The organism is Nitratireductor aquibiodomus (assembly GCF_900105565.1).
Classification (GTDB): domain Bacteria; phylum Pseudomonadota; class Alphaproteobacteria; order Rhizobiales; family Rhizobiaceae; genus Nitratireductor; species Nitratireductor aquibiodomus.
Genome location: NZ_FNSL01000001.1, coordinates 2,343,649 through 2,366,736, shown reverse-complemented (window position 1 = coordinate 2,366,736; position 23,088 = coordinate 2,343,649). Strand labels below are relative to the sequence as shown.

General features: G+C 61.8%; 22 protein-coding genes. 11 read left to right on the top strand and 11 right to left on the bottom strand.

The window, feature by feature from the left end; genetic code table 11:
* Positions 1 to 54: 54 nt before the first annotated feature.
* Entirely contained in the window at positions 55 to 528 is a 474-nt protein-coding gene (locus tag BLW55_RS11270) for a low molecular weight protein-tyrosine-phosphatase (RefSeq protein ID WP_025031303.1), read from the top strand.
* Here BLW55_RS11270 and thpR read toward each other — a convergent pair.
* Entirely contained in the window at positions 477 to 1,076 is a 600-nt protein-coding gene (thpR, locus tag BLW55_RS11265) for an RNA 2',3'-cyclic phosphodiesterase (RefSeq protein ID WP_007010683.1), read from the bottom strand. The genes BLW55_RS11270 and thpR overlap by 52 nt on opposite strands.
* 79 nt (positions 1,077 to 1,155) lie before the next feature.
* The gene (locus BLW55_RS11260) at positions 1,156 to 1,836 is read right to left on the bottom strand and encodes an arylesterase (RefSeq protein ID WP_090328884.1); all 681 of its coding nucleotides are present in this window, start codon (positions 1,834 to 1,836) and stop codon (positions 1,156 to 1,158) included.
* An 80-nt stretch (positions 1,837 to 1,916) separates the two neighbouring features.
* Here BLW55_RS11260 and BLW55_RS11255 point away from each other — a divergent pair, with 80 nt between their 5' ends.
* From BLW55_RS11255 to BLW55_RS11240, 4 genes are all read left to right on the top strand, one after another.
* Positions 1,917 to 2,618, top strand: coding sequence for an ABC transporter ATP-binding protein (locus BLW55_RS11255; protein ID WP_007010681.1), 702 nt, complete (start codon positions 1,917 to 1,919; stop codon positions 2,616 to 2,618).
* Between the two features lie 11 nt (positions 2,619 to 2,629).
* Complete coding sequence (locus BLW55_RS11250) at positions 2,630 to 5,173, top strand: ABC transporter permease (protein WP_090329972.1); 2,544 nt, start codon at positions 2,630 to 2,632, stop codon at positions 5,171 to 5,173.
* A gap of 201 nt (positions 5,174 to 5,374) precedes the next feature.
* Positions 5,375 to 6,115, top strand: coding sequence for a Bax inhibitor-1/YccA family protein (locus tag BLW55_RS11245; protein WP_007010679.1), 741 nt, complete (start codon positions 5,375 to 5,377; stop codon positions 6,113 to 6,115).
* Between the two features lie 90 nt (positions 6,116 to 6,205).
* On the top strand, positions 6,206 to 6,778 hold the full coding sequence (locus BLW55_RS11240; RefSeq protein ID WP_090328883.1) for a GNAT family N-acetyltransferase: 573 nt from the start codon (positions 6,206 to 6,208) through the stop codon (positions 6,776 to 6,778).
* A 149-nt stretch (positions 6,779 to 6,927) separates the two neighbouring features.
* On the opposite strand, the gene BLW55_RS11235 is transcribed toward BLW55_RS11240, so the two are convergent.
* From BLW55_RS11235 to acnA, 3 genes are all read right to left on the bottom strand, one after another.
* Entirely contained in the window at positions 6,928 to 7,311 is a 384-nt protein-coding gene (locus BLW55_RS11235) for a DUF2794 domain-containing protein (RefSeq protein WP_025031307.1), read from the bottom strand.
* Between the two features lie 506 nt (positions 7,312 to 7,817).
* Positions 7,818 to 8,606, bottom strand: coding sequence for a DUF1223 domain-containing protein (locus BLW55_RS11230; RefSeq protein WP_244509058.1), 789 nt, complete (start codon positions 8,604 to 8,606; stop codon positions 7,818 to 7,820).
* A gap of 179 nt (positions 8,607 to 8,785) precedes the next feature.
* Complete coding sequence (gene acnA / locus BLW55_RS11225; RefSeq protein ID WP_090328882.1) at positions 8,786 to 11,482, bottom strand: aconitate hydratase AcnA; 2,697 nt, start codon at positions 11,480 to 11,482, stop codon at positions 8,786 to 8,788.
* 283 nt (positions 11,483 to 11,765) lie between these two features.
* Between acnA and ccmA the strand changes: the two genes are divergently transcribed.
* The 6 genes from ccmA (at position 11,766) to BLW55_RS11195 (ending at position 16,043) form a co-directional block, all read left to right on the top strand.
* Positions 11,766 to 12,377: a heme ABC exporter ATP-binding protein CcmA gene (ccmA, locus tag BLW55_RS11220; RefSeq protein ID WP_090329970.1), complete on the top strand. Its 612-nt coding sequence runs from the start codon at positions 11,766 to 11,768 to the stop codon at positions 12,375 to 12,377.
* A gap of 286 nt (positions 12,378 to 12,663) precedes the next feature.
* The gene (gene ccmB, locus BLW55_RS11215) at positions 12,664 to 13,329 is read left to right on the top strand and encodes a heme exporter protein CcmB (RefSeq protein ID WP_090328881.1); all 666 of its coding nucleotides are present in this window, start codon (positions 12,664 to 12,666) and stop codon (positions 13,327 to 13,329) included.
* Positions 13,330 to 13,372: 43 nt separating this feature from the next.
* Positions 13,373 to 14,161, top strand: coding sequence for a heme ABC transporter permease (locus tag BLW55_RS11210; protein ID WP_090328880.1), 789 nt, complete (start codon positions 13,373 to 13,375; stop codon positions 14,159 to 14,161).
* Entirely contained in the window at positions 14,158 to 14,325 is a 168-nt protein-coding gene (gene ccmD / locus BLW55_RS11205) for a heme exporter protein CcmD (RefSeq protein ID WP_007010672.1), read from the top strand. The genes BLW55_RS11210 and ccmD overlap by 4 nt, the downstream gene beginning before the upstream one ends.
* Complete coding sequence (locus BLW55_RS11200) at positions 14,322 to 14,906, top strand: DsbE family thiol:disulfide interchange protein (protein ID WP_007010671.1); 585 nt, start codon at positions 14,322 to 14,324, stop codon at positions 14,904 to 14,906. Before ccmD ends, BLW55_RS11200 begins: the two co-directional genes overlap by 4 nt.
* A 102-nt stretch (positions 14,907 to 15,008) precedes the next feature.
* Entirely contained in the window at positions 15,009 to 16,043 is a 1,035-nt protein-coding gene (locus BLW55_RS11195; protein WP_090328879.1) for a DUF2332 domain-containing protein, read from the top strand.
* Positions 16,044 to 16,243: 200 nt separating this feature from the next.
* Here the strand turns inward: BLW55_RS11195 and BLW55_RS11190 are convergent, their stop codons facing one another.
* The 6 genes from BLW55_RS11190 to BLW55_RS11165 all read right to left on the bottom strand — a co-directional run bounded on the left by BLW55_RS11190 (position 16,244) and on the right by BLW55_RS11165 (position 23,036).
* Entirely contained in the window at positions 16,244 to 16,855 is a 612-nt protein-coding gene (locus BLW55_RS11190) for a LysE family translocator (RefSeq protein WP_007010669.1), read from the bottom strand.
* Positions 16,856 to 16,860: 5 nt separating this feature from the next.
* A complete protein-coding gene (locus BLW55_RS11185; RefSeq protein ID WP_090328878.1) occupies positions 16,861 to 17,472 on the bottom strand; it encodes a LysE family translocator in 612 nt (203 codons plus the stop codon).
* Positions 17,473 to 17,608: 136 nt separating this feature from the next.
* Positions 17,609 to 18,361, bottom strand: coding sequence for a class I SAM-dependent methyltransferase (locus tag BLW55_RS11180; RefSeq protein WP_090328877.1), 753 nt, complete (start codon positions 18,359 to 18,361; stop codon positions 17,609 to 17,611).
* Positions 18,362 to 18,392: 31 nt separating this feature from the next.
* Entirely contained in the window at positions 18,393 to 20,216 is a 1,824-nt protein-coding gene (gene typA, locus BLW55_RS11175) for a translational GTPase TypA (RefSeq protein WP_090328876.1), read from the bottom strand.
* 128 nt (positions 20,217 to 20,344) lie between these two features.
* Complete coding sequence (locus BLW55_RS11170; RefSeq protein WP_025030924.1) at positions 20,345 to 21,274, bottom strand: MBL fold metallo-hydrolase; 930 nt, start codon at positions 21,272 to 21,274, stop codon at positions 20,345 to 20,347.
* Between the two features lie 193 nt (positions 21,275 to 21,467).
* Entirely contained in the window at positions 21,468 to 23,036 is a 1,569-nt protein-coding gene (locus BLW55_RS11165) for an alkaline phosphatase D family protein (protein WP_090328875.1), read from the bottom strand.
* Positions 23,037 to 23,088: the final 52 nt, after the last annotated feature.

Below are 23,088 nucleotides of genomic sequence, written 5' to 3'. Positions count from 1 at the left end.
TCTCTCCATGGTATCGCCTGTCGGAACCATCACCCGGATGATAGCGCATAGACCATGAACGCAAAGCCCCGTACCTCGATCCTGTTTGTCTGTCTCGGCAACATCTGCCGTTCACCGCTCGCCGAGGGCGTGTTTCGCAGTGTGGTGGCCGAGCGCGGGCGGGATGCGGATTTCATGATCGATTCTGCCGGAACGGGTGCCTGGCATGTGGGCAATGCGCCCGACCCACGTTCTATCGAGATCGCCCGCCGGTTCGGTGTCGACATCTCCATGCAGCGGGCGCGACAGGTGAACGCCAGGGACTTTGAACGGTTCGACCTGCTTCTGGGCATGGACCGCAATAATGTCCGGACGCTGCGTGAGCGAGCGCCGGAGGCGGCGGCAGGGAAGATCCACCTCTTCCTCAATTATGCAGACGGCCGAACGCTCGACATTCCCGACCCCTACTACGGGGGCGATGATGGCTTCGCGTCGGTCTACCAGACGATCCGCGAAGCTTCCGAAGCACTGTTGTCGAAACTCGCCTGACGGTCGTGGTCCGCACCCACCAGAGGCCAGGCTTCCTCTATGATATACGGCCCGCCGCCGAACGAGGCACGCGACGACATGAGCACGAAACGGCCCACGCTGAAGGGCACCGAGGCAAAGTTGCCGCGGGCGGAAAGATAGTTTGCCACGTCGCGTGGATTGGCGTTCTTCAGGCGCGCCAGCGTTACATGCGGTGTGAACTTCCTGGGATCCGGCGGCAGTCGTAAGCGCCGGCAGATGCCTTCAATCTCACCCTGCAGGGCGTAGAGATCGGGCGAAGCGGACACGCCGGCCCAGATGGAGTGCGGTTTCTTCTGCCCGAACGCCCCGACACCGGAGAGCTTCATCGTGAAAGCTGGCCGCCGAACCCTATCGAGGGCATTGGCGATCTCGTCGGCCGTGTGGCCTTCCACATCGCCAAAGAACCGCAATGTCAGATGATAGTTTTCGACGTCGATCCAACGAGCTCCTGGGAGGCCCCCGCGCAGAAGTGACAACGACAAAGCGGCGTCACGCGGGATCTCGAGGGCGGTGAAAAGTCGCGGCATGGCAACCTCCTCGAATCGCACTGTCAATGACAGCGAATCACCGATTGCCACCGTGAGCAAGCGGTTTCTTCATCAAGTTTTACGTGCCTTCTTCCTGTTGCTCGTCGAGCACTTCGCGGAAGGTGGGCAGGATGCGCTCCACCATGCGTGCGACGCCCTGGGCATTCGGGTGCATTCCGTCTTCCAGAAGCAGTGACGGTTCGGCGGCCACGCCGTCGAGAAAGAACGGGATGAGCGGGATTTCGTGTTTCTCCGCCAACCGCTCATAGAGCGGGTTGAAGGCGGCGGCATAGTCTTCGCCGAGATTGGGCGCGGCCAGCATGCCGGCCAGGATCACGTGCTGCCCGCGTTCCTTCAGTGTGGAGATCATCCGATCGAGATTTTGCTCGGTGGATGCGGGGGGAATGCCACGCAGCATGTCGTTGGCGCCCAGCTCCAGAAGCACAATGTCTGCCGTTTCGGGAACGGACCACTCAAGGCGTGAAAGCCCGCCGCTGGTGGTGTCGCCGGATACGCCGGCATTGGTGATTGCAACATCGTAATCTTCCGCCCTGAGCGCGTCTTCGAGCTGCTCCGGGAAACCTTCTCCTGGCCCGAGATTGTAGCCCGCCATAAGACTGTCGCCGAAACCGACGATTTCAATTGTCACGGCGGTTTCGGCTCGTGCGGTCACGGCGATGCAAAGCGCCAGCATGAGTGCTGCGGCGGCCGATGAAATTTTTGTGAACTGGCCGGAAGGACGAAAAAATTTGAATGCCATGCGGGATAACCCATATTTGCCAGAATCGTGCGGTTGTACGATCCCAGCGTCATTTCTTCCCAATATAGGATGTCTTTTCCGTGACAGAAGCCGTGATCGAACTTGAGAACGTTTCGCTGACGCTGGGCGAGGGCGCTTCCTCGGTGCATGTTCTCAAAGGGGTAAGCCTCTCCGTTGAACGGGGACGCTCGACAGCGATTGTCGGCCCTTCCGGTTCGGGCAAGTCCACACTGCTGATGGTGATCGCAGGGCTCGAGCGCGTCGATGACGGCATCGTGCGCGTTGGTGGGACGCAGATCAACGGGCTGAGCGAAGATGCGATTGCCGCCTTTCGCGGCCGTTCGATCGGTATCGTTTTCCAGTCCTTTCACCTCATCCCCAACATGACGGCGCTGGAGAACGTCGCCGTGCCGCTGGAACTGGCCGGGCACGCCGATCCGTTCGGTGCGGCCGAGGAGGAGCTGGCCGCTGTCGGTCTTTCGCAGCGCCTGACACACTATCCGGGCGAGCTCTCGGGCGGTGAACAGCAGCGCGTGGCCATTGCCCGCGCGCTGGCGCCGGGGCCGGCGATCCTGATCGCCGACGAACCGACCGGCAATCTCGATCAGGCCACGGGCCGGCAGATTGCCGATATGCTGTTTGCCAAGGCGAAGGAACGGGGGACGTCGCTTGTGCTCGTTACCCATGATCCCGCCCTTGCCGCACGCTGCGAGCGACAGGTGGCTATGCGCTCGGGGCGCATCGAGCCCGAGGTCGCGGTCGAGAAGGCCGCAATGGCATGAATTCGGACGAGATGAGCTTCCGTCGCAGCCTCAGCCTGGCTTTTCGTTTCTCTTTGCGCGAGATGCGCGGCGGGCTCTCGGGCTTTTTCATCTTTCTGGCCTGCATTGCGCTGGGCGTGGGCGCCATTGGTGGCGTCAACTCCGTGGCCACGGCTATTACCGGAGCCGTGGAAGCCGAAGGCCAGTCGCTGCTCGCCGCCGATCTGCGTTTCGAGTTGAACCAGAGGCGTGCCGGCGATGCCGAGTTGTCGTTCCTTTCCGGGCTGGGCGACGTCGCCGAGAGCGCGAACATGCGCTCCATGGCGCGGCTCCCGGACGGTTCCGACCAGACGCTCGTGGAGGTGAAGGCGGTCGACGCGCTCTATCCGCTCTATGGAGAGCGGGTGACCGAGCCGCAGCTTTCCCATGCCGAACTCTTCGATGAGAAGGCGGGCGCGTATGGCGCCGCGGCGCCTCAACTGCTTTTTGAGCGGCTGGGTCTCGGTGTCGGCGACCGCATCATGCTGGGTGGGGAGACCATCGAGCTGCGTGCCGTGCTTGTCAGCGAGCCGGATGCCGTTTCCGACGGGTTCGGCTTTGCGCCGCGGCTGATGATTTCGCTGGATGCGCTTCAGGCGACCGGGCTCATCCAGCCGGGCAGTCTCGTCGAGCACGTCTACAAGGTGCGGCTCGATGGCGACGCTGGCGCTCTCGAAACCGTGCAGGCGCGAGCTGCGGCCGCGTTTCCGGAGGCCGGGTGGAGCATCCGTACGCGCAGCAACGCCGCGCCCTCGCTTTCGCGCAATATCGAACGGTTTTCGCAGTTTCTCACCCTGGTGGGTCTAACGGCTCTTGTGGTGGGGGGCGTCGGGGTTGCCAACGCGGTACGAGCCTACCTCGACAGCAAGCGTGCCGTGATTGCGACCTTCAAGAGCCTTGGCGCTTCCGGCGGTTTCGTCTTCACCGTTTACCTCGTGCAGATCCTGATGATCGCCGGGATCGGCGTTCTCGCCGGCCTGGTGATTGGCGCCCTGATGCCGTTCGGCGCATCGGCTGTTCTGGCGAATGTGCTGCCGGTTCCCGCGACGGGCGGCGTCTATCCGGCTGCGCTTATGGTGGCAGCGCTGTTCGGCGTCATGATCACGCTCGTGTTTGCGCTGATGCCGCTTGGCCGTGCGCGTGATGTGCCGGCGACAGCGCTTTTCCGGGAAATGGGTGTCGACGGGCGCGGCTGGCCGCGTTCTGTCTATATCGCTCTTTCGGTTGCCATCGCGGCGGGTCTTGCCGGTTTCGCGGTCTGGTTTTCCGACGACCGGCGCATGGCTGCGATCTTCGTCGGCGCGACCGTGTTCGCGTTCATAGTTTTGAGGGTCGTGGCGCTTGGCATTGAGTGGCTGGCGCGCCGCAGTCCGCGTGTAGCCTCGACGCCGCTGCGCCTGGCGCTCGGCAATATCCATCGCCCCGGCGCGCTGACGCCCTCCGTGGTGCTGTCGCTGGGCCTCGGTCTCACGCTGCTTGCCACGCTGGCGCTGATCGACGGCAATCTGCGCCGGCAGATCACCGGCAATCTGCCGGACGTCGCGCCAAACTTCTTTTTCGTCGACATCCAGAGCGGTGAGGTGGAGGCCTTTGCTGATCTGGTGAAGCGGGAAGCGCCCCGTGGCAAGCTGATCCAGGTGCCGATGCTGCGCGGGCGCATCACCGCGCTCAACGATGTGAATGTGCGTGACATGGAAATTCCGCCGGAGGGCGGCTGGGTGCTGCGGGGTGACCGTGGCATCACCTATGCCCGCAACGCGCCCGAAAACGCCACGCTGACACAGGGTGACTGGTGGCCGGCAGATTATCAGGGCGAACCGCTCGTTTCCTTCACGGCGGAGGAGGGCGGAGAGCTTGGTCTCAAGATTGGAGACACGATTACCGTCAACGTGCTCGGGCGTGACGTCACGGCGCGAATCGCCAATTTCCGCGCCGTCGAATGGGAGTCTCTGGCGATCAACTTCGTGATGGTGTTTTCGCCCAACACATTTGCCGGCGCTCCGCACGCCTGGCTGGCGACGCTGACGGATGCGGAAGCGAGGCCGGCCGACGAATCGCAGATTCTCAATGCCGTTACGCGCAGTTTCCCGACGGTGACCACCGTGCGCGTGAAAGATGCGCTCGATGTGGTGAACCGGCTTGTCGAGCAATTGGCCACCGCAATCCGTGCGGCAGCCGCCGTTGCGCTGATTGCCTCGGTTCTCGTGCTTTCCGGTGCACTGGCAGCCGGCAATCGGGCGCGGGTGCACGATGCCGTGGTCCTGAAGACGCTGGGTGCTACACGGCGCACGCTGATTGCCGCCTTTTCGCTCGAATATCTGCTGATCGGTCTCGCCACGGCGGTGTTCGCGCTGCTTGCGGGCGGGGTTGCAGCCTGGTTTGTGGTGGCGCAGGTGATGGGCCTGCCCTCAAGCTTCCTGCCGGAGGTGGCGTTCACCACCGTTGTGGTGGCGCTGGTGATGACGGTTGGCTTCGGCCTGATTGGCACTTGGCGGGTTCTCGGACACAAGGCGGCGCCGGTTCTACGCAATCTGTGAGCGTGAAAAATCGTTAACCCTGCGCATGGAGAGGTGCCGTTTCGCCCGCGAACTGTTGCCGCAGGTGCATTTCCGGCGTGGAGAGGTCTTGTCCTGAACACAAACTGACATCATATTTGATCTACGCATGCTGGTATCCCGCCAGCGGCGCACGGCCTTATGGCCGTCACCGGACGGGATTAAAGCCAGAAAGGGGTAATTATGGCTGACCTTCGTAACTATCAGGCCCGCGCAACGCCCGGCGTGCGCGCGGACGCGGCCATCGACGAGGGCCTGCGCGCCTATATGATCCGCGTCTACAACCTTATGGCGCTCGGCCTGGCGATCACCGGCCTTGCAGCCTTTGGTGCTTTCAATCTTGCCATTGCCGACGGCCAGCTCACGGCTTTCGGCCAGCTCATCTATGCCAGCGCCTTCCGCTGGGTTGTCATTCTCGCACCGCTTGCGCTGGTGTTCTTCCTGAGTTTCCGCATTCAGAACATGAGCGTGGGAGCGGCGCAGACGACCTTCTGGGTCTATTCGGCCCTGGTGGGGCTGTCGCTTTCGACGGTCTTCCTCGTTTTCACGGGTGAAAGCATCGTCCGTACGTTCTTCATCACCGCCGCTTCGTTCGGCGCACTGTCGCTCTGGGGTTACACGACCAAGCGTGACCTTTCGGGCATGGGGTCGTTCCTGTTCATGGGTCTGATCGGCATCATCATTGCCTCGATCGTGAACATCTTCCTCGGCTCGTCGGCGCTGCAGTTCGCCATTTCGGTGATCGGCGTGCTGGTGTTCGCCGGCCTCACGGCCTACGACACCCAGCAGATCAAGGAGATGTACTACGAGGGCGACGACGCCACCGTGTCCGGCCGCAAGGCGATCATGGGTGCGCTGCGTCTCTATCTCGACTTCATCAACCTGTTCATGTTCCTGCTGCAGTTCCTCGGAAATCGCGAGTAGCGGGCGCGAAACCAGAAACAGTGCTATGGAGAGGGCGGCTTTCGGGCCGCCCTTTCTTTTGCTTCATTCGAGAGCAACCAACGAGTTTCCATGAAACCCACCATTCGCGCCGTAACCCCGGCTGATCTCCCGGCCATCACCCGCATCTATGCGCACGCCGTTGCCGAGGGCACGGCAAGCTATGAGCTGGAACCGCCGGGCGAGGCCGAGATGCGCGAGCGCATGGAGGCGCTCGTTCGCAATGGCTACCCCTATATCGTTGCGGAGAATGAAGACGAAATTCTGGGTTACGCCTATGCGGGTCCGTTTCGCCCGAGACGGGCCTATCGCTTCATGGTCGAGGATTCCGTTTATCTGGCGCCGGAAGCGCAGGGTCGCGGTGTAGGGCGACTTTTGCTGCAGGCACTGGTTGAATCGTGCGAACGGTGCGGATTTCGCCAGATCGTCGCTGTCATTGGCGACGGCTCGGAGGAAAGCGCCTCGGTAAAACTGCATCGGGCCGCGGGTTTCCGCGATGCCGGCATTCTTCGCGGCAGCGGCTTCAAGCACGGGCGCTGGCTCGACACGGTGTTTATGCAGCTCGCGCTGAATGAGGGCGACCGTGCGCCGCCCGATCCCGATTCCATCCCCGAACGTCTGTTTCGGGGCGAGTCGGTTCGTTGATGCCGGTTAGATTGTTGTGCGTCCATCCGGACGCACAAGGGACGATCTAGACCATCTTTCGGTCCTGACCCTACAGCGCCGCGCGTCTTATAAGACGCGCAAAGGACGCTGTAACACTTTCAAATGAATTCATTTGAAAGCGACATGCATTAGGTGACGAGTTTCAGCTTCTTGTCGAACACCGCCAGGACACGTGCCAGTTCATGCCCGCGTTTCAGGATTGCGCCTGTCGCGGCGATAACGCTGTAGGCGCCCTGCTTCCGGGTCAGCTTGGGATCCTTGACGATCTGAAACAGCGGGACTTCGCTGGTTCGCCGGAACACGGAGAACACCGCCCGGTCCCGGAGATGATCGATGGCGTAGTCACGCCACTCGCCTGCCGCGACCATGCGGCCATAGATGCGCAGAATCTGATCAAGTTCGCGCCGCTCGAAGGTTACGGGGAGATCGGAACGTGCCCTGCGTGCCTCGTGCAGCGGGATCAGTATCCCGGAGCCGTCCCTATCCTCCCCCGCGCTGCCGTAATCTGTCATTGGCTGTACCTCATGACGATTTGGTGACAGGGGAAGGTTCGCCCGCCATAGGCGGAATTGCAAGCCCGCAATCCCCGCGCTGCATCTGGCAGGGCTTGATGCTCAAGAAAAGCGCCTCATCCTTCTTGATGGCATGGTTCATCAGAGTGGTTAGAGTTACCCACATCTTTTGCCGGCACGGCTATTCTTGCTCTGCAAGCCTCAATTGTTAGCCGGTAGTCACAAATCAGGACCGTCTGTCGGAATTGGTGATGACTTGCCTTTTTCTTGCCGCATTTTGTCCAAGCTCACGCCCCATTGTGCCGCAACGATCCAACCGTTGCCTGAGACGGTTCGGTCCGGACACGGATCCCGAAAACCCCAAGCCCCCCCGCCCTCGGGGTCATGACCGGATCGAACCAACTCTCGGATGTCCGAGCAGGGCAACGGTCCCAAGAGATCAAAACCGGTGCTGAATGAGTCAGCGCCGGTTTTTCTTTTGGGACCAGGCCGCGCGGCGGCCATATTCATAGGCCCCCATCCCCGGGGTTCATGGCAAATGCGCCCAATATCGCGCCCGGTCGACCGTCTTTGTCGACGCGCTGGAGCAGTAGTGCGCAGCCATTGCCCTTCTGCACCAGTTCGGCCTTGGGCATCTCGAAGCTCTTGGCCGCGCCGTCCCACATGCCGATCGTCTGGATGCGGTTGACCGCGTTGCGATACTGTATCGATCGGCCACGGTTTTCGCCGGCGCGAATCTCCACAGTCCTTTGTGGCGTGTAATCGACAAAGACCAGATGCGCATTAACGGATTCGCCCTTCAGGGCCTCGGGTATTGAGCCGACATTGACGACGATGGTGTCGCCCCTGTCCTTGAGGGAAATATCCACCTGAAGTCCGTCCACGGTTCCTGCGAGGGCTTCGAGCGTTGAAGTGACCCTGCCCCGGTCCGCGCCATTCATGTCGCGCCGGCCGTTGACGATGGCCTGCGGCGTGTAGACGGACGCCCTTTGAAGTGCACCCGCATATCTTCTCTGCCGTTCGGAGTTGGCGGGGCTTGCGAGCGCATCACGCCAGCCCAGATAATCCCAGTAATCGACGTGGTAAGCCAGAGCGACAACATCGTCCCGTGCCGCGAGTTCACCCAGCACGGCGTCTGCTGGTGGGCAGGAATTGCAGCCCTGGCTCGTGAAGAGCTCCACAACACCGATCGGACCGACCGGGGGGCTGGTGCTTTCAGCACTGCCGGGGCCAGTGAAGGCCAATAAGCCTAAAGCCACGGCCAGATAATGGCCGGGTATCCAGAGCCGAAACATGCGCTCTCCGTTTGGGATGTGAAGCGATCATTGCTTTGTTTCAGAACTATAGGAGCGACCCCGCCTCAACAAGAAGTCACGTTCAGGTGAGGCCGGCCCGCGGCGCGGTTTTCAATGGCAGAAACAAAAAGACCGCCGGCGTTTCCACCGGCGGTCTGATCAATGCGAGGACTGGACGATCAGGCGGCTAGATCGCGCAGGACGTATTGCAGGATGCCGCCGTTCTTGAAGTATTCAAGCTCATCCAGCGTATCGATGCGGCACAGAAGCGGAACCTCTTTCACCGCACCATCGGCAAAGGTGATCTTCGCGTTCACCGTGGCGCGCGGCTTGATGGTCTCGAGCCCATCGATTGTGACGGTCTCATCGCCCTTCAGGCCGAGGCTTGACCAACTCGTTCCTTCGTCGGCAAAGACGAAGGGAATGACGCCCATGCCAACCAGATTGGAGCGGTGGATGCGCTCGTAGCTCTCGGAGATGACGGCGCGGACACCGAGCAGGTTGGTGCCCTTGGCAGCCCAGTCACGCGAGGAGCCATTGCCGTATTCGCCGCCGGCAAAGACCACGAGCGGCACGCCTTCCTTGCGATACTCCATGGCTGCGTCGTAGATCGACATCTCCTCTTTGGAGGGATAGTGGATCGTGTAGCCGCCTTCGGTACCGTTTTCGCCCAGCATGTGGTTGCGGATGCGGATGTTGGCGAAGGTGCCGCGCATCATCACTTCATGGTTGCCGCGACGCGTGCCGTACTGGTTGAAGTCGGCAACGCCCACGCCATTGTCCATCAGGTACTTGCCGGCTGGCGACTGTGCCTTGATGGAACCGGCCGGCGAAATGTGGTCGGTGGTGATCTTGTCGCCGAACAGGCCGAGGATGCGTGCGTTCTTGATGTCGCTCACATCGCCGGTCGTCTTCTTCATGCCGACAAAATAGGGCGGGTTCTGCACATAGGTCGACTTGTCGTCCCATGCATAGGTCTCGCCTTCCGGCACCTGCACGGCCTGCCAGTTTTCGTCGCCCTTGAAGACCTCGGCATACTTCTTCTCGAAGAGATCGCGGGTGACGTTCTTCTGGATAAATTCCTGGATCTCCTGATTGGAGGGCCAGATGTCCTTCAGATAGACGTCGTTGCCGTCCTTGTCCTGACCGATTGGTTCCTTGGTCAGGTCCTTGGTCACCGAGCCGGCGAGCGCGTAGGCGACGACCAGCGGCGGCGAAGCCAGGTAGTTGGCCTGCACATCCGGCGAGATGCGGCCTTCGAAGTTGCGGTTGCCGGAGAGAACGCCGGCAGCGATCAGACCCTTGTCGTTGATGGTCTTGGAGACCGGGGCCGGAAGCGGTCCGGAGTTGCCGATGCAGGTCGTGCAGCCGAAGCCGACGAGGTTGAAGCCGATCTGGTCGAGCTCCTTCTGCAGGCCGGAATTTTCCAGATATTCCGCAACCACCTGTGAGCCGGGGGCGAGCGAGGTCTTCACCCATGGCTTCTGCTTGAGGCCGAGGCGATTGGCGTTGCGGGCCAGCAGGCCGGCGCCGATCAGCACGCTCGGGTTCGAGGTGTTGGTGCAGGAGGTGATGGCGGCGATTGCCACGTCACCATGGCCAAGGTCGTAATCCTCGCCCTCAACCTGCCAGCGCTGTTCCAGCGTGGACGGATCCTTCTTGTATTCCTTCTCAAGCGATTCGGCGAAGCCGGATGCGATGTTGTCGAGCGGAATGCGGCCTTCGGGACGCTTCGGGCCAGCCATTGACGGAACGACTTCACCGAGGTCGAGCTCGAGCGTGTCGGTGAAGACCGGATGCTCGGTGCCCGTCTCGCGGAACATGCCCTGCGCCTTGCAGTAGGCTTCCACCAGCGCGATGCGGTCCTTGGAGCGACCGGAGACATTGAGATAGTTCAGCGTTTCCGAATCGACCGGGAAGAAGCCGCAGGTCGCGCCGTATTCCGGGCCCATATTGCCGATGGTGGCGGCGTCGGCCAGCGTCAGATGGTCGAGGCCTTCGCCGAAGAACTCGACGAACTTGCCGACCACGCCCTTCTTGCGCAGCATCTGCACGACGGTGAGCACAAGATCGGTGGCCGTCACGCCTTCTTTCAACTTGCCGGTGAGCTTGAAGCCGATGACTTCGGGCAGGAGCATGGAGATCGGCTGGCCGAGCATGGCCGCTTCGGCCTCGATGCCGCCCACGCCCCAGCCCAGCACGCCCAGACCATTGATCATGGTCGTGTGCGAATCGGTGCCGACGCAGGTGTCCGGATAGGCAATCGTCTTGCCGTCCTCATCCTTCGTCCAGACGGCCTGGCCAAGATATTCGAGGTTCACCTGGTGGCAGATGCCGGTGCCGGGGGGCACGACGCGGAAGTTCTTGAACGCCTTCTGACCCCATTTCAGGAAGCGGTAGCGTTCGCCATTGCGCTGGTATTCCAGTTCAACATTGCGCGAGAAGGCCTTCGGTGTGCCGAACTCATCGACAATGACCGAGTGGTCGATGACGAGGTCGACTGGCACCAGCGGATTGATCTTCTGCGGATCGCCGCCGAGCGACACCATGGCATCGCGCATGGCCGCCAGATCCACCACGGCGGGAACGCCGGTGAAGTCCTGCATCAGCACGCGGGCCGGGCGGTAGGCGATCTCGTGACCGGCCGTACCCCGGTCGTCGAGCCATGCCGCGACCGCTTCGATATCGGACTTGGTGACCGAGCGTCCGTCTTCGTTGCGCAGCAGGTTCTCAAGCAGCACCTTCATGGAGAAGGGCAGGCGGGAAATGCCTTCGAGACCGTTTTTCTCGGCCTCCTTGAGGTCGAAATAAACATATTCCGCATCCCCCACCTGGAGGGTGCGACGGCAATTGAAACTGTCTAGAGATTTGGTCACGGGCGATCCTATCCTGTTCTGCTATCCGAAACGGGAACGGACTCCTCGAGGCATCACGCGCAAAAGGTGCGGGTACGGTCATTTCCGCTGTCCGCCCCCAAGCGTCCCGGCCGTTCAAGGCGGCGCGCGCGCGGGGTATCGGCACAAAGAGTTACACGCCGACCGCTGGCGTGGTTGAGGCGGATATAGAGAATTTTGTAGAAGAGTTCTAGAGTGAGAAATGGCAAATCTGCCATGTCGTAAAAAATTCAGGACCATATCTTTGCCGAAGGACGACCACATGATGCGGCTTGCTGCCGAGGGGCTTGGCGGTGAGCGCGGCGGCGAGACCGTGTTCGCCGGCATTTCCTTCACGCTCGGTGAAGGCGAGGCGCTGACGGTCACGGGGCCAAATGGCGCCGGCAAATCCACCTTGTTGCGCGTCGTGTGCGGCCTTTTGCCCGCCTGTGAGGGCACCGTGCAGTTTACCGGCGGCGGCGAAGCCTTTCCCGATGCCGCCTCAGCCTGCCACTATCTTGGCCACCGCAACGCCATGAAGGCGGAGCTCGGAGTCGAGGAAAACCTGCGCTTCTGGCAGGAGTTCATGGGTGAGCCCCATCTGCCGCCATTCGAGGCGCTGGAGATGGTGGGGCTGGGCGATATCGGCCATTTGCCGTTCGGCTATCTGTCCACGGGCCAGAGGCGGCGTGCTTCCATCGCGCGGCTTCTGGTGAGTTATCGGCCCGTCTGGCTGCTCGATGAGCCGACCTCCGGTCTCGACAAGGCATCCGAAGCGCAGTTTGCCGATCTGATGGCGGTGCATCTGGAGGATGGCGGCATGATCATGGCCGCCACACATCTGCCGCTTGGCCTGAAGGGCGCGCGTGAATTGCGCATGGGGGAGGCGGCAATATGAAGGCATTTGGCCGCCGCGGGGGGCGAGGTGAAGCAAGGCACGTCATCCCGGAAGTCCGAGGGGCTATCCGGGACCCATTGGGAGAATGCCAAGGGACGAGTCCCCGTTTCGCGACAGGCTCCGATTGGCGCTGTTTGTCGGTTTCTCGGAGACCGGCCGTGCCTCTCAATGGGTCCCGGCTCTCCTTCCAGTCGGCCGGGATGACGGGGGGCAGGGATGAATGTTCTGCCTTTCAGACAGGTGAAATTCGCTTTCATCTCACGCCAATGCCGCCTTTGGTGGCGCCATGCTAGCGCTTTTCCGACGCGAGCTGCAGATTGGCGTGCGCACTGGAAACGGGGCGCTGACCGGTGTGCTATTCTTTCTTGCCGTTGTCGCCGTCATACCTTTCGGCGTCGGGCCGGATCTAAACCTCCTTGCGCGCATTGGCCCGGCGATCCTCTGGATCGGAGCGCTGCTTGCCGGCCTTCTCGGGCTTGAGCGCCTGTTCCAGGCTGATCGTGAGGACGGCTCTCTGGACCTGATACTTCTGGCCGATAGCCGGCACATGACGGCTTTGACCGTGTTTGTAAAATGCTGCGCGCACTGGACCGTCAACGTCCTGCCGCTGGTGGTGGTGACCCCGCTGCTTGGTCTTTTCATGAATGTCGAGCCGGCGGGCATTCTCGCGGCGACCGCGACGCTGGCCGTCGGCACGCCGGCCATCACCTTCATCGGCGCGGTCGGGGCGGCCCTTGCCGTGGCGCTGCCGCGTGGCGGGCTTCTGGTCTCGGTGCTCGTGCTGCCGCTCACCATCCCGGTTCTGATCTTCGGTGTGGCGGCGGCGCGCGGGGCGGTGGCCGACCCCGATCCATTTCTGCCGCCTTTCCTCATTCTTGCCGCGCTGATGCTGTTCTTTGCCGTCATCGGGCCGCTGGCCGCTTCCCTTGCACTGCGCTGGGGCGGCGACTGATGTGCGGCAATCGATTCGATTGCGGAACAGGACACGCAACGCTATGGGTTCAGGCATGACAAACGCCACGCCGCAAGCCTCTACGCTCTCCGGTCGCCTGACGGCGCTCGCCAATCCCACGCGTTTTCTCGCGCTGGCCGACACGCTTGTTCCATGGCTCGGCGGCCTGTCGCTGGCCGTTCTCGCTGCCGGCTTCTACATGGCGTTCTCCGCGCCGGAAGACTACCAGCAGGGCATCACCGTGCGGATCATGTACATCCATGTGCCGTTCGCCTGGCTTGCCATGTTCTGCTATTCGCTGATGGCTATTTCCGCGCTTGGAACACTGGTGTGGAAGCACCCGCTTGCCGATGTGGCGCTGAAAGCCGCTGCTCCCATCGGCGCGGCTTTCACGGCGCTCGCCTTATTCACCGGCTCCGTCTGGGGCAAACCGATGTGGGGCACATGGTGGGTCTGGGATGCGCGGCTGACCTCCGTCTTCATCCTGTTCCTGATGTATCTCGGCATCATTGCCTTGACGCGGGCCATGGATGATCCCGGCCGTTCGGCGCGGGCTGCGGCAATCCTCACGCTCGTCGGCTTCGTCAACATACCGATCATCAAGTTCTCGGTGGACTGGTGGAACACGCTGCATCAACCGGCCTCGGTGTTCCGTCTCGATGGCCCCACGATCCACGCCTCGCTGCTGTGGCCGCTGCTCATCTGTGCGCTGGGCTTCACACTGCTTTTCGTCACGCTGCATCTGATGGCGATGCGCGCTGACATCTGGCGCCGTCGTGTTGTCGCCATGCGCCGGCTTTCGGCGCGGGCAGCAGAAAGGGCAGCACGATGACACACGCAGCCTATGTCTTCGCCGCCTACGGAATCTCGGCGCTGGTGATCGCGGGGCTCGGCCTTTGGATCCTGATCGATCAGGCCGGCCGCAAACGAGAGCTCAAGGAGCTTGAGGAGCGTGGCATTCGCCGCCGCTCGGACCGCAAGGCACCGAAGAAATGAGCGTGACGAGCGAAAAGCCGCCCCGTTCGCGGCGGCTTCTGTTCCTGCTGCCGCTGTTGCTTTTTCTGGCGCTCTCGGCCGTCTTTCTGATGCAGCTTTTTTCCGGCAAGGATACCTCTCTCGTGCCATCCGCACTGATTGGCCGCTCCGCGCCGCAGACCGATCTTCCCCCGCTCGAGGGGATGAACCTGCCTGGGCTTTCATCGCAGGCGTTCAGTGGCCGGGTCACGCTGGTCAATGTCTGGGGTTCCTGGTGTCTGCCATGCCGTCAGGAGCACCCGCTACTGATGCAACTCGCCACGGATGAGCGCGTCGTGATTGCGGGGCTCAACTACAAGGATAAGCCGGAAAACGCCCGCCGGTTTCTGGGCGATCTCGGCAATCCCTACGATGCCATCGGTGTCGACCAGAATGGCCGCGCGGCGATCGACTGGGGTGTCTATGGCGTTCCTGAAACCTTTCTCGTCGGACCTGATGGCACGATCCGCTACAAACATGTGGGGCCGTTCACGCCCGAGAGCATCCGCAAAAGTCTGATGCCCGAGATTGAAAAAGCTCTGGCGGAGCGCCCGGCAAGCTGACAGCCCACGCCATTTCCTCTGGCCCAGATGAAATGCTGCACTGCAGCAAAAGCGCCGTAAAACGCATGCTAGGGTTTTCATCCCAACGAGCAGGAGGGATGTATGACGACCCATATCAGCGCGCATTTCGAGAAGCAGGCGCTAGCCTGCGATCGCATGGGCTCTCCCTTTACGGCGCAACTGTGCCGTCTTCTGCCCGACACACTGGACCGCGAGACCGCCACCGGCGCGCGCGTGCTCGGGTGGCCGGGCGAGGCCGGGGAGGATGCGCTGGCGCTGCGTCTGTGCGGCGGGCTTCATGCGCTTGTGCTTGCCGGTGAGGATGCCGCACTTGCCGGGGTCTATCCACCGAACGCGGCTTCGCCTGAGGCGCTTCGAAAGGCCGTGAGCGCGGCCATCGCCCGCCATGATGAGCGTCTTTGCGCCAATCTGGACAGCCCACCACAGACCAACGAGATCGGTCGTTCGGCGATGCTTATGCCGGGCTTTCTCCAGATCGCGCGGGAAACCGGCCGGTCGCTCGACCTTTATGAAATCGGCTCGAGCGCAGGGCTCAACCTTCTGTTTGACCGCTTTCACTACCGCTATGGCGATAGCGTATGGGGCAACGCCGATTCACCCGTGAGGCTGGCGCCCGAGACGCGAGGGGCAGCCCCGGACCTGTCGGGGGCACTGGATATCGCCACGCGCCAGGGCAGCGACATCGCGCCCATCGATGTGTCGCGGGATGATCAGCGGTTGCGATTGACCTCCTATGTGTGGGCGGATCAGGAGGTGCGGCTTTCCCGCTTGCGCGCGGCAATGGAGCTGGCAAACGAGACGCCTTTCGCACTGGAAAAGGCGGATGCCGCTGACTTTGTGGATGCCGCGCTTGCCGCCCGCCGGCCCGATCGGGTCACGGTGTTTTTCCATTCGATCATGTGGCAATACCTTCGCCATGAAACGCGGGCCCGTATAGAGACCGCGCTTGGAACGGCTGGCCGGGCAGGCGGTCCACCCATCGCATGGCTGCGCATGGAACCCTCGGACACGAATGAGCCATTCGCGCTGGTTTCGCTCACGCTGTGGCCCACTGGAGAGCGCCGCGATCTTGCACGCTGCGACTTCCATGGCCGCTGGATCGAGTGGTTGCTCTAATGCATGTCGCTTTCAAATGAATTCATTTGAAAGACAACGAACATGCATCATTTGAAAGTGTTACAGCGTCCTTTGCGCGTCTTATAAGACGCGCGGCGCTGTAGATCGCCCTGCGTCCATGCGGGACGCACGGCGATCCAGACTATTGATGGAGCATCGGAATAGTCCGAAAACCGGGTTCCACTTTTCGGTCCGATGCTCTAGCGCGTTGCGATGGCCGCCGCTGCGCCGGCCATCATCGAGGCGCTGGTGCGGTTTGCAATGCGCATGGCGCGCGGGCTTTTGAGCAGCCTGCGCGCCTGTGTGGCGGCAAGCACCCACACGGCATCCACCGCCACCAGAACAACCACCATGGTGAGCGTCAGCTCCGCCCAGCCGATCAGCGTTACCGAGGCGACATCGATGATGGTGGGCAGCAACGCCAGATAGAACATCATGATTTTCGGATTTCCGAGGGTCACTGCCATGCCGGTAAAGAAGAGACGCAGGCGCGAGCCGGCATTGGGCAGGGCTTCGCCACCCGTTTCCACGGGCGCGGTCCACATCTTCCATGCGAGATAGAGCAGATAGGCCACGCCCGCATATTTGATCGTCACAAAAGCCATGTGGAAGGTCTCCGCCACATAGGCGAGGCCTAAAATGGCGAAGGAGAGCCAGATCCCCTCGCCGATCCACATGGCGGCCAGAAATGGCAACACATCGCGCCAGCCGCGCGTGATGACGCGGGCAACCAGCGCCGCGATGCTGGGGCCGGGAGAGCCGGCCGCGACAAGCAGGGCGCCGGCAAAGATGATGAGGGCGGACATATCCATTTGTTCTACCTTGCAGAGAGCGCCAGACGCAGGCCGAGCGCGGCAAAGGCTGCCGCAAACGAGCGCCGGAGCCATTTCATGATGGTCGGGCTCGACAGGACCCTGCCTCGCACGAGCGAAGCCATCTGCCCGTAGAGCACGAAGACGACAAAGGTCATCGCCATGAAGATGAAGCCCAGCCATGCCATATCGAGCGCGGGCATTGCGCTTTCGGCGGGAATGAACTGGGGCAGGAAGGCCAAAAAGAAGATCGAGAGCTTTGGGTTCAGAATGTTGATCAGGAAGCCGCGGCGGATGATCGCCCGATGCGGGATCGCGCTGCGGTCGGGTTCGGCATTCAGCATGCCGTTCTCCTTCAGCGCACCCCATGCCATCCAGAGGAGATAGAGCACCCCGGCGAATTTCACGATCTGGAACAGCATCGCGCTGGCGTGCAGCAGGGCGGCGATGCCGAGGACCGCGGCTGCGATATGGGGCAGAATGCCAAGCGTGCAGCCGAATGCGGCCGAAACGGATGCCAGTCCGCCGCGGCCAAGCGCGATGGCCAGTGTGTAGATCACACCAGTGCCTGGAATGAGCACGACGACAAGCGCCGTGAGCAGGAATGCGGGATCCATTGGGGAACTCCTCCACGAAGGTACGGAGATTAGGGCGCTATGTATGGAAACTGTCAACCCGGATGGTGGGATGTGTTGACGGCTGCGCCAGGCGCGAGATTGGTGCCCGCCTGACGCTACAGCGTGCTTCAACTGGCTATTGCGGCACTGCGCGCCCAAGCGGAATGATCTCCTTCGATGCCGGTTCGAAGGTGCTTCCGGTCCAATCCCCAAACCATCGTTCGACCTGAAGCCCGCTTTCCTGCAACAGCTCTGCGATGACATTCTTCGGCGTATAGCGAATGCGTGCCGTGGCCGTATGCACCTCACCGCTTTTCAGCGCGCGATAGCTGTTTCGATAGCTGAGTATCTGCGCCGCGTCGTCAAAGGTGGACTCATTCCACGCTTCGACCTCACCATGCCCGGGGTGTGTGAAGCGGCGTAGTGTCGTTTCCTTTGTGCGGGTCTTCCCGCCGGGAAAATCCGGATTGCGACTGTCGAAGATGAACTGGCCACTCGGTTTCAGATGTGCGGCGATGGTTTCAATCACAGCGCGCTGATCCGCTTCGGTGAGAAAGACCTGAAACGTATGGCCCGTGAGAGCAACCAGATCGAAACGCTCATCAAGTCGGATCGTGCGTGCATCGCCTTCGGTCCAGTCCACCGTACTGCCATCTGGGCGGGTGCGCGCGATGTCGAGCATAGCCGCTGCGGGATCGACCCCGACAACGCGTCGACCTGCGCTCAGGAGAGCGGCCAGTTCGCCAGTTCCGCAGCCGAGGTCTAGAACCGAGCGGGCGTTGCCGGCGAGTTTCCTGCAGAAAGCCAGGTCAGGTCGCGCAGCCCCGCGAAAATCATAGAACTGCGCGACATCTGGTTCGGCATAGAGCGGTTCGACCAGGTCATTCATGCAGACAACCTGGCCGGAAAATCGGTCAGTCTCAAGCCGCGCCGGCGCGGCTTTTCTCGAAACGTTTGCGCTCGTGCGGGTCGAGATAGAGCTTGCGCAGGCGGATCGACTTCGGCGTCACCTCCACCAGCTCATCTTCCTGAATCCAGGAAAGCGCGCGCTCCAGCGTCATGCGGATCGGCGGAGTCAGTTTCACCGCCTCGTCCTTGCCGGCGGCGCGGATGTTGGTGAGCTTCTTGCCCTTCAGCACGTTCACTTCCAGATCGTTGTCACGGGAGTGAATGCCGATGATCATGCCGTGATAGACTTTCACGCCGGCGTCGATCACCATCGGACCGCGATCTTCCAGGTTGAACAGGGCGTAGGCCGCTGCCTCGCCGTCATCGTTAGAGATCAGGACGCCGTTCACGCGGCCGCCGATCTCGCCCTTGTAGGGCTGATAATCGTGGAACAGCCGGTTCATGATGGCCGTGCCGCGCGTGTCGGTCAAAAGCTCAGACTGGTAGCCGATCAGGCCGCGCGTGGGCGCGTGGAAGACGAGGCGCTGGCGGTCACCGCCGGAGGGGCGCAGCTCGATCATCTCGGCCTTGCGCTCCGACATCTTCTGAACGACGACGCCGGAATGCTCCTCGTCCACATCGATGACCACTTCCTCGATGGGCTCGAGAAGCTGGCCGCTTTCGTCTTTCTGCATGACCACGCGGGGGCGCGAGACGGCAAGTTCGAAGCCTTCGCGGCGCATGGTTTCGATGAGAACGGCGAGCTGAAGTTCGCCACGGCCGGAGACGTAGAAGGAATCCTTGTCGTCGGCTTCCTCGATCTTCAGCGCCACATTGCCCTCGGCTTCCTTCAGGAGGCGGTCGCGGATCACGCGGCTCGTCACCTTGTCGCCCTCGGTGCCGGCCAGCGGCGAGTCGTTGACGATGAAGCTCATGGTCACGGTCGGCGGGTCGATCGGCTGGGCTTCCATCGGCTGGGTGACCGATGGATCGCAGAACGTGTCGGCGACGGTGCCCTTGGAGAGACCGGCAATGGCGACAATGTCGCCCGCATGGGCCTCCTCGATGGGCTGGCGCTCAAGCCCGCGGAAGGCGAGGATCTTGGAGATGCGGCCGTTTTCGAGAAGCGTGCCGTCGTGATGCAGCACCTTCACCGCCTGGTTCGGCTTGATGGAGCCGGCGGCGACGCGTCCAGTGATGATGCGGCCGAGGAATGGGTTGGCTTCCAGAATGGTGCCGATCATGCGGAAGGGGCCGGGCTCGGTGGTCGGCTCGGGCACATGCTTGAGCACGAGGTCGAACAATGGGGCGAGACCCTGGTCCTTCGGGCCTTCGGGCTCGTAATTCATCCAGCCGTCGCGGCCCGAGCCGTAGAGGATCGGAAAGTCGAGCTGCTCGTCCGTAGCGTCGAGCGCGGCGAAGAGGTCGAACACCTCGTTGATCACCTCGTCGGCACGCGCGTCCGGACGGTCGATCTTGTTGATGGCGACGATCGGCTTCAGACCGACCTTGAGCGCCTTGCCGACAACGAACTTGGTCTGAGGCATCGGGCCTTCGGCGGCATCCACCAGAAGCACGGCGCCATCCACCATGGAGAGGATGCGCTCCACCTCGCCGCCGAAATCGGCGTGGCCGGGCGTGTCGACGATGTTGATGCGGGTGTCCTTCCATTCCACCGAAGTGGCCTTGGCAAGAATGGTGATGCCGCGTTCTTTTTCGATGTCATTGGAGTCCATGACGCGTTCGGCGACGCGCTGGTTCTCGCGGAAGGCGCCGGACTGCTTCATAAGCTCGTCGACGAGTGTCGTTTTCCCATGGTCAACGTGGGCGATGATCGCAATATTGCGCAGTTTCATGTGTGCTCTTTTGGGGTCGGTAGGCGCGCGAAAGGCATGGCGCGGCCAGTTGCGTTGCCGCGCTCATACAGGTTTTTTCGCAATTGCGAAAGTGTTCACTGCCCTTCGTGCCGCGGGCGGCCGCAAGATCAGCCCCAGCTTGCGCCCTCGAGCGCGTTGAGCGGAAACTTGAGATAGCGCTTGCCATTGGTCTCCGGCGCGGGGAGTTGCCCGGCGTTCATGTTCACCTGCAGTGCGTGCAGGATGAGCTTTGGCATTGGCAGGGTCCTGTCGCGCGCTTCACGGACGGCAACGAAATCGGCTTCCGTTTCGCATTTCGACATATGAGTGTTTGACGCCTTCTGTTCGGCGACAGTGCTTTCAAATCGAGGTTCGCGCCCGCCCGGCTGATAATCGTGACCGACAAATATGCGGGTCTCGTCCGGCAGGCTGAGAATGTCCTGGATGGACTTCCAGAGCCGTTCGGCGCTGCCGCCGGGAAAGTCGCAGCGTGCCGTGCCGGAATCGGGCATGAAGAGCGTGTCATGAACGAAGGCGGCATCGCCGATCACATAGGTGATCGAAGCCAGGGTGTGGCCGGGCGAGAACATGACCCTTGCTGGCAGCGAGCCGATGGTGAAGGTGTCGCCGTCGGCAAAAAGCCTGTCCCACTGCGAACCATCCGCTTTGAATTCGGGCCAGTTGTAGATTGTTTTCCAGAGCTTCTGAACCTCTATGACCCTTTCACCAATGGCAATGGGCCTGCCGGTTTTCTCCTTCAGATAGCTTGCAGCGGAGAAATGGTCGGCATGGGGATGGGTGTCGAGGATCCACTCGAGTTCCAGCCCGTTCCCGGCAACAAAGGCAAGGAGCCTGTCGGCATTCTCCGTCGACGTGCTGCCCGATTTCTCGTCGAAATCCAGCACCGGGTCGATGATGGCGCATTTTCCGGTCGCCGGATCGGCAACGACATATTGCGCGGAGAAGGTGCGCTGGTCGAAGAAGACGGTCACATCCGGCCGCGCGGTGGTGGCCTTCGCCGCGGCACCGGCTTCCCGGGGCGTGTATGTCTGATCCATCGTGCTCTCCGTGAGTGCGTGCGATGCAGATTAGTTAATGCCGCTTGACAGAAGATGCAATTTCTCAAACTGCGACCTATTGGGCATGGCATTCCAATAAATTGGTAGTTTGAGCCAACTGTTGGCTTAATCTTTCGAAAGCGCGCAAAAAAACCGGGACCAGAGGCCCCGGTTTGCTGATCTGCGTGGTCCGTCAGGCAGAGCGCACGGGGTCGAGCGTCACTTTGTAGAGTTCGCTGTCGTCGCGGTCCATGAGCCGCACGGTCATCTGTTCCGTGGTGGCGTCGATGTCGACAAGACCGAAGAACTGGAAGCCGGCCGAAGGCGGCAGGTTGGCGCCCTGTTCCTCGCTGGGAGCCTTCACATATTTGAGCTCAGGTCCGAACGTCCCGTCGAGCTTGTTGGGCCCGAACGTGCCGGCGTGAAGCGGGCCGGACACGAACTCCCAGAACGGTTTGAAGTCCTGGAAAGCAGCCTTGTCGGGATTGTAGTAATGGGCTGCCGTGTAGTGCACATCGGCGGTGAACCAGACGGTGTTTTCAATGCCCGCATTCTTGATGTAGCGCAGCAGATCGGCGATCTCGAATTCACGGCCTTTCGGGCCTGCATTGTCGCCATTGGCGATCGCCTCGATCCTGTCGCCATCCGGCACCACCAGGCCGATCGGCATGTCGGCGGCAATGACCTTCCATGTGGCGCGGGAGTTGGCGAGTTCGCGTTTCAGCCAGCGGATCTGCTCGTCGCCGAGGAAGCGGGTTTCCTCGCCGGCGGCTTCCTGCAGACCTTCCGAATTGGCGGCTCGGTAGGAGCGCATGTCGAGGAAGAAGACGTCCAGCATCGGCCCGTAGGCGATCTTGCGGTAGACGCGGCCGGGCTCGGCCGGGGTATAGCGGATCGGCGTCATTTCGTGGAAAGCGCGTGCCGCGCGTGCCTGTAGCAGCGCCACCGACTTTTCGGTGTAGCGATCGTCTTCCGAAAGGTCCTTGGAGGCCGACCAGTTATTGACCACTTCATGATCGTCCCACTGGAAGAAGGTCGGGCAGACGGCGTTCAGCGCGCGCACGTGATCGTCCATCATGTTGTATTTCCACTGACCACGGAACTCATCCAGCGTTTCGGCAACCTTGCGCTTTTCGTCGATGAGCACGGTGTTTTTCCAGACGCTGCTGTCCTTCAGCGTGACCTCGTCTTCCATCGGGCCATCGGCATAGATGGTATCGCCCGAGTGGAGGAAGAAATCCGGGCGGTGCTTTGCCATGGTGGCATAGGTCTTCATGCCGGTCTCGTCGATGCCCCAGCCCTGACCCGCCGTATCGCCGGACCAGGCAAAGCGGATGTCGCGGCGGGCAGACGGAGCCGTGCGGAACTGGCCGACAATGGGCTCGGAACCAGCCGAGACATCGTTCAGGTCAACGGCCCTCATGCGATAGAAAATGTCCTGGTCCGAGGCGAGGTTTTCGAGCAGCCGCTTCACGGTGAAATCGCTCTCCGGCAGCGCGTCCATGGTGGGCAGCCGCACGGGGTTGGCGAAGCTCTCGGTGGTCGAGATCTCGAACTCGATCCGCGCCGGCCGGTCCGTGCGGGTCCAGATCATGCCGCTCGTCGTGTCGACATCGCCGGACTGGACGCCGTGTGTGAACAGGGGGCGCGAAGAGGCCCGCGAGATGGCGGGCATGGCAAGCCCGCCCACGGCGGTGGCGAGTGCGGTTGCGCCGGTTCCTAGCAGGAATTTGCGGCGGGTACTCACTGCGAAGGACTTCATGACAGTCTCCCTCAATCTGGTTGATTCTCGGGAGGCAATCTGGTGCTTCAAT

What these genes read in the sequence shown, in the direction of transcription:
- BLW55_RS11270 (WP_025031303.1), top strand. Translation starts at nt 55, where the DNA reads ATGAACGCAAAGCCCCGTACCTCGATCCTGTTTGTCTGTCTCGGCAAC.
- thpR (WP_007010683.1), bottom strand. Translation starts at nt 1,076, where the DNA reads ATGCCGCGACTTTTCACCGCCCTCGAGATCCCGCGTGACGCCGCTTTG.
- BLW55_RS11260 (WP_090328884.1), bottom strand. Translation starts at nt 1,836, where the DNA reads ATGGCATTCAAATTTTTTCGTCCTTCCGGCCAGTTCACAAAAATTTCA.
- BLW55_RS11250 (WP_090329972.1), top strand. Translation starts at nt 2,630, where the DNA reads ATGAGCTTCCGTCGCAGCCTCAGCCTGGCTTTTCGTTTCTCTTTGCGC.
- BLW55_RS11245 (WP_007010679.1), top strand. Translation starts at nt 5,375, where the DNA reads ATGGCTGACCTTCGTAACTATCAGGCCCGCGCAACGCCCGGCGTGCGC.
- BLW55_RS11240 (WP_090328883.1), top strand. Translation starts at nt 6,206, where the DNA reads ATGAAACCCACCATTCGCGCCGTAACCCCGGCTGATCTCCCGGCCATC.
- BLW55_RS11235 (WP_025031307.1), bottom strand. Translation starts at nt 7,311, where the DNA reads ATGACAGATTACGGCAGCGCGGGGGAGGATAGGGACGGCTCCGGGATA.
- BLW55_RS11230 (WP_244509058.1), bottom strand. Translation starts at nt 8,606, where the DNA reads ATGTTTCGGCTCTGGATACCCGGCCATTATCTGGCCGTGGCTTTAGGC.
- ccmA (WP_090329970.1), top strand. Translation starts at nt 11,766, where the DNA reads ATGCGGCTTGCTGCCGAGGGGCTTGGCGGTGAGCGCGGCGGCGAGACC.
- ccmB (WP_090328881.1), top strand. Translation starts at nt 12,664, where the DNA reads ATGCTAGCGCTTTTCCGACGCGAGCTGCAGATTGGCGTGCGCACTGGA.
- BLW55_RS11210 (WP_090328880.1), top strand. Translation starts at nt 13,373, where the DNA reads ATGGGTTCAGGCATGACAAACGCCACGCCGCAAGCCTCTACGCTCTCC.
- ccmD (WP_007010672.1), top strand. Translation starts at nt 14,158, where the DNA reads ATGACACACGCAGCCTATGTCTTCGCCGCCTACGGAATCTCGGCGCTG.
- BLW55_RS11200 (WP_007010671.1), top strand. Translation starts at nt 14,322, where the DNA reads ATGAGCGTGACGAGCGAAAAGCCGCCCCGTTCGCGGCGGCTTCTGTTC.
- BLW55_RS11195 (WP_090328879.1), top strand. Translation starts at nt 15,009, where the DNA reads ATGACGACCCATATCAGCGCGCATTTCGAGAAGCAGGCGCTAGCCTGC.
- BLW55_RS11190 (WP_007010669.1), bottom strand. Translation starts at nt 16,855, where the DNA reads ATGGATATGTCCGCCCTCATCATCTTTGCCGGCGCCCTGCTTGTCGCG.
- BLW55_RS11185 (WP_090328878.1), bottom strand. Translation starts at nt 17,472, where the DNA reads ATGGATCCCGCATTCCTGCTCACGGCGCTTGTCGTCGTGCTCATTCCA.
- BLW55_RS11180 (WP_090328877.1), bottom strand. Translation starts at nt 18,361, where the DNA reads ATGAATGACCTGGTCGAACCGCTCTATGCCGAACCAGATGTCGCGCAG.
- typA (WP_090328876.1), bottom strand. Translation starts at nt 20,216, where the DNA reads ATGAAACTGCGCAATATTGCGATCATCGCCCACGTTGACCATGGGAAA.
- BLW55_RS11170 (WP_025030924.1), bottom strand. Translation starts at nt 21,274, where the DNA reads ATGGATCAGACATACACGCCCCGGGAAGCCGGTGCCGCGGCGAAGGCC.
- BLW55_RS11165 (WP_090328875.1), bottom strand. Translation starts at nt 23,036, where the DNA reads ATGAAGTCCTTCGCAGTGAGTACCCGCCGCAAATTCCTGCTAGGAACC.